Consider the following 11,800-nt stretch of genomic DNA (forward strand, 5'->3'; position numbering starts at 1 on the left):
GTAGTTTCACAAGGACAATTGATGAATATGAAGTTGAAGGCGGCGGCACGCGCCGTGCGCGGTGCGCTGCTGGCGGGCGCCTGGATGGCGGCAGGGGTATCGACGGGCACGCTGGCGCAGGAAGCGCCTGCGACTGAGGTCGCCCCGGCAGCGGTGCCGACGCCGGCCGCCATGCCGAAGGTCGAAGTCACCGGTTCCGCCATCCGCCGGGTGCTGTCCGAGACCGCGCTGCCGGTTCAGATCGTCTCGCGCGCCGAGATCGAGAAGGCCGGCGTGACCACCGCCTCCGAACTGCTGGCCCGGGTATCGAGCAACGTCGGCGGCCTGACCGACGGCGCCAGCATCAATGTCGGCGGCGACCAGCGCGGCTTCAACAGCGCCAACCTGCGCGGCATCGGCACCTCGTCGACCCTGGTGCTGCTCAATGGCCGGCGCATGGCCAACTTCGCCTCGCCCGGCGACGACAGCGGCGTCGACCTGAACAACATCCCGGCCGCCGCGCTGGAGCGGGTCGAGGTGCTGCTGGACGGCGCCTCCGCGCTGTATGGCACCGATGCGATCGGCGGCGTCATCAACTTCATCACCCGCAAGGACTTCCAGGGCCTGGAACTGAACGCCTACGGCAGCACCACCGACGAAGGCGGCGCCGGCAAGCGCACCGCCAGTATCAGCGCCGGCACGGGCGACCTCGAACGCGACGGCTACAATGTGTTCGCGGTAGCCGACTTCCAGCGCACCAACGCGCTCAATACCTCGCAGCGCAGCTTCATCCCAGGCCTCAAGGTCGAGGAACGCCTGGGCCACCTGCTGTCGGGCTATACCGGCCCGGCGAACATCCGCCTGACCTCGAACCAGCGCGACCACCTGCAGGAACGGGGCTTCACCATCAACGGCCGCCCGATCACCAACCGCCTGATCAACCTGTCGGCGCCCGATTGCGCGCCGCCGGCCAACGTCTACCTGCCCGACGGCACCGGCGGCGTCGATGCCTGCACCTATAACTATATGGGCGACACCGAGCTGTATCCGAAGACGGAAAAGGCGAGCCTGCTCAGCCGCGGTGTGCTCAAGCTGGGTGGCGGCCACCAGGCCTATGCCGAGGTCGCGCTCAGCCGCTCCAAGTCCTACTACACCGGTTCGTCGGCGCGCGTGACGGGCTATATCGACTATCGCCTGGTGCCGCAGCTGGTGGGCACCGGCCTCGAAGAGCTGGACGACGACTATCCGGGCGAGCTGGAACTGCGCATGCGCCTGTCCGAAGCCGGCCAGCGCACCAGCGAGCTGACCAGCGAAGGCATGCGCTTCGTGGTGGGCGTGAGCGGCACCGTGGGCGGCTGGGACTACGACACCGCGTACAACCACAGCGTCAACACGGTCAAGGACCGCGATACCAATGGCTATGTGCTGTACAACGAGCTGATGGAAGGGATCCTGGACGGCCGCATCAACCCCTTCGGCCCGTCCAGCGCCGAGGGCCGCGCCCTGATCGACAGCATCCAGGTCGACGACGTCGTGCGCCGTGCACGCGGCACCCTCGACGCAGTCGACTTCAAATTCTCGCGCGCGCTCATGCCGCTGGCAGGCGGCGAGCTGGCGGTCGCCATCGGCGGCGAGGTGCGGCGCGAGAAGAACAACTTCACGCCATCCGCCCTGCTCCTCTCCGACAACATCAACAACGACGCCGCGCCGGAAGGCGGCCGCGCCACCAGCGACAAGCGCGACGTCGCCGGCCTGTACGGCGAACTGCTGGTGCCGTTCGCCAAGCAGTGGGAAGCGCAGCTGTCGGCGCGCTACGACCATTACGAGAAGGTCGGCGGCGCGGCCAGCCCCAAGATCGGCCTCTCCTACCGCCCGACGGATGCCCTGCTGGTGCGGGCCTCGGCCGGCCGCGGCTTCCGTGCGCCAACGATGACGGAGCTGTTCCGCCCCACCGTCTACAGCAGCACCGCCACCCTGCCCGATCCGGTCTATTGCGCCACGGTCGAGAACAACTACGCCGACTGCGCCGACAACTGGGATACGCGCCGCTACAGCAATGCCGACCTCAAGCCCGAGCGCAGCCGCCAGTTTTCCTTCGGCGCCGTGTTCGCGGCCGGCCGCAACGTGAGCGCCTCGCTCGACTACTGGAATATCAAGCGCACCGACTTGATCAGCGAGATCGGCGACGACATCATCCTGGGCAACCTGGCCAAGTACGGGAGCCTGGTGTACCGCGATGAAGACGACGTGATCGACTACATCGAACTGCGCAAGGAAAACCGCGGCGCCCAGGTGGCCAAGGGCCTGGACCTGGCGGTCACGGTGCGCGGCGTCGACACCGCCATCGGCCGCTTCGGCGGACGCCTGAACGGCACCTATGTGCTGGCCTCAAGAATCCAGAACGCGCCGGGCGACGCCTTCGTGAGCAACCTGAACAAATTCGTCACCGACGGCGTGGTGCAGCGCTGGCGCCATACGGTGAGCTTCGACTGGGATCGCGGCCCCCTCTCGGCCAGCCTGCAGAACACCTGGTCGAGCGGCTACGACGACCAGAACACGGCGATCAATATCGACGACGGCTCGGTGGTGGCGCAGAACAAGGTCAAGTCGTACTCGCTGTGGGATCTGTCGGCGGCGTATCAGGCAACGACGCGCCTGAAGCTGCGCGCCGGCGTGCAGAACCTGTTCGACGAAAGCCCACCGTACTCGAACCAGGCCTACTTCTTCCTGTCCGGGTACGATCCGAGCTATACCGATCCGCGCGGGCGGCGTTTCTATGCCAGCGTGAACTACGCGTTCGATTAAAGCTTGAACTGACCAATGCCGACGCAAGTCGGCATTGGTCATTTACAAGGGCAGTTTTCACACAGTCGTGCTTCTCAACCCCATAAACGCAGCGGCAGCAGACCCCACCAGGCAAGCACCAGGCAGAACTGCAATACCGCCAGCGTCGCGGCGGTCTCCATGCGGTGGATGGACGGCTGGCGCAGTGACTGCCACAGCCCGATCAGCATCGCGGCCGGCAGCGCGGCCGTCACGGCCGCCAGCAGGCCGCTGGCCAGGGTGAGGTCACCCAGCTCAAGGAAAGACTGCTGGTAGAACAAGGGGATCGGCAGCAGCAGCGCCAGGACGCCGGCACATGGCGCCCACAGGGGATCGCGACGCGACAGGCGCCCCGTGGCCACCTTCAGCAGCGATTTGACCACGATACAGGAAAGCCCCAGCAGGCCGGCGGCGACACTCAGCCATACCGCCAGCAGGTAGGCGAGTGACACCTGCTCGTAGCTCTGGGTGCCGGTACTGATGACCCGAACTCCTTCTGCCGACACGACGAGGGCGTGCGACGCGCGTCGCTTGCCCTCAGCCCTGAACAGCCCTCCTCCCGCATGGTGCAGCGTCACGGGCGCGGACTGAAGCGATGCGAGCGCGAGCGACTCCCCGTCCTTTCTGACGTGGAGCGCGTTGAACACGATATCAAGGAATCGAAAACTTTCGAACCGGCTTGGCGCCAGGACGTACCACCCTTCCCAGGCCTCGGCGGCAGGATATGGGGAAAGGACGGGCGCCGGGGGAGACTGCGCCGGCTGGAGCGATCGGAACAACACCTCGTCGAAGCGTGAATAGTCGGCGGTTTCGCTGTCAGCATTGATTGCGATGAAAAATGCCTGCCGCGTCTCGGGAAGAAGGCAGAGCATCGCCCGGAAACCGACCGTGCTCCCGCCGTGGCATTTGGCGACGACGCCATGCCGGTCGATCGTGCGCAGGCCCAGGCCATAGCCCACGGTGAGTCCGGCAATGGCGGCTTCGGTACCGGCCGATTCCCCCATCTCTCGCAGCAAGTCCATATCGATGAACGTCTTCCCGCCAAGCCGGCCATCGCTCATCACGAACCGTGCAAGCCGGGCCATGTCGGCAGCAGTCGTCGTGAACTGGCCACCGGGCCGCACATACGTAGGCGAAGCAGGCTGGGTCACCCCATCTTCGAGGTGTCCCATCGCCAGGCGTGGCTCGCGTTCCTGCGTGACGAACGCAAAGCTGCTGTCACGCATGCCAAGTGGCGCGAGCAAGGCGGTGTCGAGGTAAGTTTCATAAGCTTGCCCGGTGATGGTTTCGATCACCATCCCGAGCAAGGTGTAGCCGATGTTCGAGTATGAGGTGCGGCTGCCTGGACGCTGGCGCACGCGCAGCACCGGGCTTCCCGCGGGAACGGCTGCGGCGAGGGGCGCGCGCGCGCCAGCCCGCATGCTGAAGACATGCCATAGATGCGCGTCATCCAGCCCTGCCGTATGGTCCAGCAGGTGCCGGATACGCACCGGGTCGCCCGGCTCCCAGGGATTGTCGATCGCCACATGCGGCAGCAGCGTCGCGACCGGCGTGTCCAGGGACAGGCGCCCTTCGCTGACCATGCGCAGCACGCCGACGGCGAGCAGGGTCTTGGCGATGGAGCCGACGTGCACGCGGTGGTCCACGCGCATCGCAGCGCCGGTACGGGCATTGCTTGCGCCGGCGGCGCCCTGGCTGTCGAGCGTGGTCCAGACCGCCCCTTGCAAGCCCTGCGCGTGCAGCAGGTGGCCGATCTGCGATTCAATATTTGGTGCGGCCTGTAGCGGCGCCGCAATCAGCAGCAGGCCCAGTAACTTCATCAGGTTCTTCAATTTCCGGATCAAGAAAGTAGAGGAACCGTGAAGATACGAGGCTGGCGGTGAAATCCTGGTGAAATCCGGAAGCCGGTTTCACCAGGATGCGCCACGGGCTCCGCCCGCGACGCTGCGACCGTCACTTCGTCGTGTACATCGACGCGTACTTGATGCCGAAGAACAGGACGAAGGCGTAGCAGGCCGCCGGCAGCAGGAACGACACCTGCACATTGAACGAATCGGCCAGCGCCCCCTGCGCGAACGGCACCAGCGCCCCACCCACGATCGCCATGCACAGGATGCCCGAGGCCTGGCCCGTATGTTTGCCCAAGCCGTGCAACGCCATGCTGAAGATGGTCGGGAACATGATGGAGTTGCACAGGCCGACGGCCAGGATCGCCCACATCGCCAGGTCGCCCTGGGTGAAGGTCGCCACCAGCACCAGCACGATCGCCGCCAGCGAGTTGAAGGCCAGCGTCTTGCCCGGGCTGACCACGCGCATCACGGCGAAGCCGATGAAGCGCCCGATCATCGCCCCGCCCCAGTAGATGCTGACATAGTGGGCGGCGTCGGCATGCGACAGGCCGGCGATGTGCGGCTCGCCGATGAAGTTGATCAGGAAGCTGCCGATGCTCACCTCAGCGCCCACGTACAGGAAGATGCCGATAGCGCCCTGCACCAGATGGCGGTGCGACAGCGCCGAGCCCTGGGCCTCGCCTGCCAGCGGCACGTCATCGGTGTCGGCGATCGCCGGCAGGCGGGCCAGCCAGAACAGCACGGCCAGGAGCACCAGCACACCGGCCAGCACCAGGTAGGGACCGCGCACCGACGCCGCTTCGGCCGCCGCCTCGGCGACCGTATCGCTGCCCGCTACCGCCCCCGCCGCCGACAGGATCAACAGGCCGCCGACGGCCGGCCCGATCGTCGTGCCCAGCGAATTGAAGGCCTGGGTCAGGGTCAGGCGGCTCGAGGCCGTGCGCGCCGGGCCGAGCACCGCCACGTAGGGATTGGCCGCCACCTGCAGCACCGTGATGCCCGAGGCCAGCACGAACAGCGCCAGCAGGAACAGGCCGTAGCCGCCGAACGAGGCCGGATAGAACAGCGTGCAGCCGACGGCGGCCACCAGCAGGCCGGCCACCGCCCCCTTCTGGTAGCCGATGCGGCGGATCAGCGCGCCGGCCGGCAGTGACACGATGGCGTAGGCCCCGAAGAAGCAGAACTGCACCAGCATGGCCTGCACATAGGTCAGGGTGTAGACCGCCTTCAGGTGCGGGATCAGGACGTCGTTGAGCGACGTGATGAGGCCCCACATGAAGAACAGGATCGTCACGATGACGAGCGCGCTCGTGTTGTTGTCGAGCTGCGTCGCCGCGCCCTGGTTGGGGGCGGCAGGCGCCGCCTTGTATGGCATATTGGCCATGCTGTCTCCTGATTATTTTTTGGATGCGCGCTTAGTTGGCTACGCCGGCCGGCGCCCGCGGCAGGTCACGCCCGCGCGTGCCCCAGCCCTTGGTGTCCGGCTGCGTCGTCAGCTGGTATTTCAGCGTGCCCGCCGACTGCAGCTGCTCCCAGTCCAGCCACACGCGCTCCACCGCACGCCCGCCGTAGTTCACCGACTTGACGAAACGGCGCTCGCCCGGTTTGGCGCCCGGCGCCTCGATGCGCAGGATGCGGCCTTGCGGCAGGTCGATCTCGGCCTTGGCGAAGCGTGGCGCATGCAGCAGGAAGCGGCCGCTGCCCGGCATGTCCGGGTAGATGCCCAGCGCGCTGAACAGGTACCAGGACGACATGGTGCCCAGGTCGTCGTTGCCGGTCACGCCGCCGGGACCGTTGGTGAACAGCGTCTCGGCCGCGCGCACCACGGTGGTGGTCTTCCACGGCTGGCCCATCAGCGTGTACATCCATGGCGCGTGCAGGTCGGGTTCGTTGTTCGGGTTGTAGCGGAACTGGGCGTAGTAGCTGTACGGTCCCACCACCCACGACTTGCGCACCGCGTTCGGGTCGGCCAGCACCGCCGGGTAGTCAAAGAACTGGTCCAGGCGGCCCAGGGCCGGCGTCACGCCGCCCATCGCCGCGGCCAGGCCCGGCACGTCCTGCGGCACCAGCCACTGGTATTGCCAGGCCGTGCCTTCATGGAAACCGTGGTCGCCGCGCGGATCGTAGCCGCTGCCGACGTCGCCGAACCAGCTGCCGTCCAGCAGGCGCGGACGCGGGAAGCCTTTCTGGCCGGTCTCGGCGTCGACCACGCTCGGATCCCAGACTGCCTTCCAGTTGAGGGCGCGCTGCGCCAGCGCCTTCGCATCGTCGGCGTGGCCGAGCGCCTGGGCCATGCCGGCCAGCGCGCCGTCGGCAGCCGCGTATTCGAGCGTCGCCGAGGCGCCGTGGTGCGGGTCGGTGTCCATGCCCTTCGAAATGAAGCTGCGGTCGTACTGCACGAAGCCCTGCTTGATGTAGCTCGGGTTGCCCGAACGGCCTTGCGGACGGATGCCGTGGGCCGGCACGCCGAACGCGTTTTCGCGCAGCGCCGCATAGGCCTCGGCCTCGCGGCCCTTCAGGGCGCCGAAGCGCCACAGGTCGACCAGGAACGGCGTCACCGGATCGCCGGTCATGATATTGGTCTCGAAGTTGGCATAGCCCCAGCGCGGCAGCCAGCCGCCCTGCTCGCGGATCTTGAGCACCGAGGTCGCGATATCGCTCGCGCGCTCAGGACGCAGCAGCGCCAGCATCTGGTTCTGGGCGCGGTAGGTGTCCCACAGCGAGAAGAACTCGTAATAGGTCCAGTCCTTGGCTGTATGGATGGCGTCGTCGTAGCCGCGGTAGCGGCCGTCGGCGTCGTTGCCGGTCAGCGGCTGCAGCAGGGTGTGATAGAGCGCGGTGTAGAACACGGTGCGGTCATCCTTGCTGCCGCCCTCGATGCGCACACTGGCCAGCTCGCGCTGCCAGTTGGCCTGGGCCTTGGCCTTCATGGCGTCGAAGCGCATCGGGCGACCAGCCTCCATGCCCTCGGCCTTCAGGTTGATACGCGCGCCTTCGGCATCGACGTGCGAGATCGCGCTGACGGCGGTCACCGCCTGGCCATCCTTCAGGTCGAAGCTCAGCCACACGCCGTGCGGCTTGGCCTCGCCCTGCTGGCTCGGGCCGTCGACGTCCGGCCAGCCGGCGCGGTCGTCCCAGATTCCGCGCTTGGCGAAAGGCTGGTCGAACTCCATGCGGAACCAGGTCGTGTACTTGGCGCCGCCACAGAAGCTCTTGGTGACGATCTGGCCCTCGACGCTGCGGTCGCCCACAATCCTGACTTCGCTGCCGATCACGGAATGGCGCTCGTTGGCCTGGCCCAGGTTGAGCAGCACGTGGCCAGTCTTCGTTCCCGGCGCATAGGTATAGCGCTCGGCGGCGGCGCGGGTCAGCGCGGTCGCCTCGGCGGTGATGCCGCCATAGCTGGTCAGCTTGACCTTGTAGTAGCCAGCCTGGCCGACTTCGCCATCATGCGTGTAGTCGGCGGCGTACTGCTTGTGGTCGAACGCGCCCTTCTTGGCGGTGTCGAAGTCGCCGCCGGGGCCGATGGTGCCGGTGACCGGCAGCACCGACAGCTGGCCGCCCTGCTCCCAGCAGCCGGCGCCGGACAGGAAGGAGTGGCCGAAGCCGCGGATCTTCTTGTCGGTGTAGCGGTAGCCGGCGTAGTGGTCGGCGATCGGGCTGACCTGGATCATGCCGAACGGGGCCGAGGCGCCGGGGAAGGTGTTGCCTTCGTCCTGCGTGCCGATGAAGGTGTTGACTGGCATCGTGCCAACGGCGACGGCGGCTTTGGCCGCATTGGCCGACCCGCCAGCCGCCGTTGCATCAACCGCGGACAGCGGCAGCAGGCAGGCGGCCAGGGCGAAGCAGATGCCTCGAATCGCAGGCTGGAATGGGGTGGTTCGGTGTTGACTCATCACGCTGCGTCTCCTTCGAGCTGTTCGAACAGTTGGTGCATGGCCGCGGGTGGCGGCGGCGTGGCGCCGGCTTGCAGGCAGGCGGCGGAACCGGCGGCCAGCGCCGCGTGCAGATGCGCTTGCAGGCGGCGTTCCGGATGGCGCGTCAGGCTGGTCAACAGGCCGGCTGCGCTGGCGTCGCCGGCGCCGACGGTGTCCACCACCGCCACTTTCGGGGCCTGCGCGTCGCAGCGCTCGGCGCCGTGGAACAGGCTCGCGCCCTGGCCCCCGCGCGTCAGCAGGCAATACGCCGCCGGATTGAAGGCGCGCAGGCGCGCCAGCGCTTCGTCCAGTTCAAGGCCGGGGAACAGGCCGCGCAAGTCGTCGTCCGATACCTTCACCAGGTCGGCGATCGAGGCCATGGCGTCGAGCGTCGGCGCATAGCGCTCGTCCATCACGTTGCGGTAGTTGGGGTCAAAGCTGATCGCGACACCCTGCGCCTTGAGCTGGCGCGCCAGTTCCACCAGCTTCGAGGCCAGCGGCTCGCGTGCCAGGCTGATGCCGCCGAAGTGGGCCCAGCGCAGGCCGTCGGCCCAGCCGGCCGGGAACAATGCCGGCTCGAAGTGCAGGTCGGCGGAATCGTCACCGATGAAGAAGTAGCGCGGCGGCTCGCCCTGCTCGACCACGGCCAGCAGCGGCGAACGGTCGACCCGCTGCAGCAGCCGCGTGTCCAGGCCGACGGCCTCGCTGGCGCTGTACAGCGCGTCGCCGAAGCGGTCCAGGCTGATGGCGCCGGCGAAGGCGGTCGCCTCGCCCAGCGCCGCCAGCGCGCGCGCCACGTTCCAGGTCGATCCGCCCACGCGGCTCACCCATTGTTCGTCGCCCTGGTGGATCATGTCGGTCAGCGCCTCGCCGGCGCACAGCATGAGCGGAGGATTAAGCACGCGCGCCCCCCTTCAGCACCGCCACGATGTCGTAGGCGGCGCCCATGGTGTGATAGTCGACCTTGCCGGCAGGGCTCTTCTCGTCGCTGAGCTTGCGGTTCTCGCGGTCGAGGATGCGGTACCAGGCGCCGTGCTGGTGGTCGACGAAATAGGTCCAGCTGTATTCCCACAGGCGGTCGTACCAGGTCCAGTACTCGGCGTTGCCGGTGCGCGCGGCCAGCATCGCCGCCGCCGCGGCGCTTTCGGCCTGCACCCAGAAGTATTTGTGGAAGTCGCACACGGTCAGGTCCGGCGCCAGCGAGTAGCACAGGCCACCGTGTTCCGGGTCCCAGCCCTTCTCCACCGCCACCTTGAACAGCTTTTCCGCGGTCGGCATCAGCCAGCCCAGATCGTGCTCCAGCACGTCCTTGCCGCGCGCTTCCAGCTGCAGCAGCAGCTTGGCCCATTCGGTGAAGTGGCCCGGCTGGTAGCCCCAGGGACGGAACAGGTTTTCCGGGTCGTCGATATTGAACGTCCAGTCGGGCTGCCAATTGGTGTCGTAGTGTTCCCAGACCAGGCCACCGCAACGCTCGGCCTGGCGCTGGGTGATGTTGTAGGCCACCGTGTAGGCGCGTTCGATGTAGCGCCGTTCGCCGGTCGCGGCATGGGCCGCCAGCAGCGCCTCGCAGGCGTGCATATTGGCGTTCTGGCCGCGGTAGGTCGACAGCTCGCGCCAGTCCCGGCTCGCCTCGTCGGCATACAGGCCGTCGGCCGCGTTCCAGAAGCGTTTTTCCATCAGCTCGAAGGCTTCGGCGATCCAGGGACGCGCCTCTTCCAGGCCGCCCATCGTGGCGTGCGCATAGGCCAGCAGCACGAAGGCCTCGCCATACGCATGCTGGGTGCCGTCCTCGATGGTGCGACCGTCCAGCATCCAGGCATAACCGTCGCCATCCGGTGCCCGGTGCGCCTCGCGAAGGAAGCGCACCGCATGCTCCAGTCCTTCGCGATAGGCCGTGTCCCCGAAGTGGCGGTAAGCCATGGCATAGGTGAACACGAAGCGCGTGCTGCTGACCAGGTGGCGGTGATGCGCGTCGTAGACCTCGCCGTCGTCCTTGAAGTAGTGGTACATGCCCCCGGCGGGATCGATCGCGCGCGGATGGTAGAAGCGCATCGTGTGGCGCGCGTGGTCTAGCAGCACGTCCGGGCTGCGAAAGTTCGGGAAAGTGGTCATGGTGGCTTGGGGTGGGTGTGCGCTAGTCGTCGTAGCTGCTCTCGCGCACGATCATCTCGACTGGCAGGGTTATCTGGGATGGGGTTTCGTCGGGTTTGTGCAGCAGGGAGTCGACCCCGGCCCGCCCCAGCGCTTCCTTGTCCACGTGGACGGTGGACAGCGGCGGGATGGCGGCGGCGGAGGCGGCGATATCGTCGAAGCCGACGATCGCGAGGTCGTAGGGGATCTTGAGCCCCTCGGCCAGGCAGTACTTCATGGCGACCAGGGCGGTGCTGTCGTTGTAGCAGAACAGCGCATCCGGCCGCTTCGGCAGCTCCAGCAGGCTGCGCATGGCCTCGATCACGCCGTCCTCGCCCTCGCCCATGGTGGGCACGATGACTTCGAGGCTCGGGTCGGCATGCACCTTGGCGTCGAACAGCGCCTGGCGAAAGCCCCGGTTACGCTGCTGGATGCTGTAGTGGGCCAGTGAGCCGGACAGCATGGCGATGCGCTTCTTGCCGCAGCGCAGCAGGTGCTGGGTGGCGAGGTAGCCGCCACCCATATTGTCCGGATTGATCGACGTGAAGCCGCGCCGGTGCATGTCCACCAGCACCATCGGCTTGCCGGTCTGCTGCAGCGCGCTCAGAACCTCGGGTTCGAAGAAGCCGGCGCACAGGATCGCGTCGGGCTGGTGCAGGCGGATCTGTTCCAGCACCGGCTCGGCCGGGCCGACCACGATCAGCGACAGCGCGATGCCCTCGCGCCGGCAGGCTTCTTCGGCGCCGTGCAGCACCGGCGTGAAGAAGGGGCTCGAAGTAAGCGTGTTGTGCTGGCTGTGCAGCAGGAAGGCGATGCGTCGGATGCGGCCCTTCTTGAGCAGGGAGAAATCGTAGCCCAGCCGGATGGCGGCCTCGCGCACGACCGACCGGGTCGCCTCGGTCATGCCGCCCTGGTTTTTCAGCGCACGCGAGACGGTGCCGATCGACAGCCCGGTCTCGCCAGCGATGTCGCGCAGGGTCACCTGGCTCATGGCAGCACCAAAATCCAAAACATGCTGTGTCTCCGTATTTATTATTTAAAACTGTTTTATTAAACGCCCGATGCCGCGTTTTCTGGCCTCATACCGGCCAGGAAAAATCG

7 protein-coding genes are annotated in these 11,800 nt (G+C 67.0%); 1 reads left to right on the forward strand and 6 read right to left on the reverse strand.

All coding sequences use genetic code 11. The features are described from left to right. The first annotated feature begins 21 nt into the window (after positions 1-21). Entirely contained in the window at positions 22-2,784 is a 2,763-nt protein-coding gene (locus SOM61_RS16160; RefSeq protein ID WP_320475026.1) for a TonB-dependent receptor, read from the forward strand. A gap of 74 nt (positions 2,785-2,858) precedes the next feature. Here the strand turns inward: SOM61_RS16160 and SOM61_RS16165 are convergent, their stop codons facing one another. The 6 genes from SOM61_RS16165 to SOM61_RS16190 form a co-directional block, all read right to left on the reverse strand. Continuing rightward, positions 2,859-4,634, reverse strand: coding sequence for a serine hydrolase domain-containing protein (locus tag SOM61_RS16165; protein ID WP_320475027.1), 1,776 nt, complete (start codon positions 4,632-4,634; stop codon positions 2,859-2,861). Between the two features lie 121 nt (positions 4,635-4,755). Further along, positions 4,756-6,036, reverse strand: coding sequence for a sugar MFS transporter (locus SOM61_RS16170; RefSeq protein WP_414675012.1), 1,281 nt, complete (start codon positions 6,034-6,036; stop codon positions 4,756-4,758). Between the two features lie 31 nt (positions 6,037-6,067). Next, on the reverse strand, positions 6,068-8,548 hold the full coding sequence (locus SOM61_RS16175; RefSeq protein ID WP_320475028.1) for a GH92 family glycosyl hydrolase: 2,481 nt from the start codon (positions 8,546-8,548) through the stop codon (positions 6,068-6,070). Then, complete coding sequence (locus SOM61_RS16180; RefSeq protein ID WP_414675017.1) at positions 8,548-9,453, reverse strand: carbohydrate kinase family protein; 906 nt, start codon at positions 9,451-9,453, stop codon at positions 8,548-8,550. The genes SOM61_RS16175 and SOM61_RS16180 overlap by 1 nt, the downstream gene beginning before the upstream one ends. Before the next feature lie 10 nt (positions 9,454-9,463). Beyond that, positions 9,464-10,681 (reverse strand): AGE family epimerase/isomerase, encoded by a 1,218-nt coding sequence (locus SOM61_RS16185; RefSeq protein WP_320475030.1) that lies wholly within the window; start codon positions 10,679-10,681, stop codon positions 9,464-9,466. A 22-nt stretch (positions 10,682-10,703) separates the two neighbouring features. Beyond that, positions 10,704-11,690, reverse strand: a complete 987-nt coding sequence (locus SOM61_RS16190) for a LacI family DNA-binding transcriptional regulator (protein ID WP_123069310.1) — start codon at positions 11,688-11,690, stop codon at positions 10,704-10,706. Positions 11,691-11,800: the final 110 nt, after the last annotated feature.

This window comes from Massilia sp. CFBP9012 (assembly GCF_034045115.1).
Classification (GTDB): domain Bacteria; phylum Pseudomonadota; class Gammaproteobacteria; order Burkholderiales; family Burkholderiaceae_D; genus Telluria.

Excerpts from the sequence above, each read along its gene's own strand:
- SOM61_RS16160 (WP_320475026.1), top strand. The coding sequence starts at position 22 with ATGAATATGAAGTTGAAGGCGGCGGCACGCGCCGTGCGCGGTGCGCTG.
- SOM61_RS16170 (WP_414675012.1), bottom strand. The coding sequence starts at position 6,036 with ATGGCCAATATGCCATACAAGGCGGCGCCTGCCGCCCCCAACCAGGGC.
- SOM61_RS16175 (WP_320475028.1), bottom strand. The coding sequence starts at position 8,548 with ATGAGTCAACACCGAACCACCCCATTCCAGCCTGCGATTCGAGGCATC.
- SOM61_RS16180 (WP_414675017.1), bottom strand. The coding sequence starts at position 9,453 with ATGCTGTGCGCCGGCGAGGCGCTGACCGACATGATCCACCAGGGCGAC.
- SOM61_RS16185 (WP_320475030.1), bottom strand. The coding sequence starts at position 10,681 with ATGACCACTTTCCCGAACTTTCGCAGCCCGGACGTGCTGCTAGACCAC.
- SOM61_RS16190 (WP_123069310.1), bottom strand. The coding sequence starts at position 11,690 with ATGAGCCAGGTGACCCTGCGCGACATCGCTGGCGAGACCGGGCTGTCG.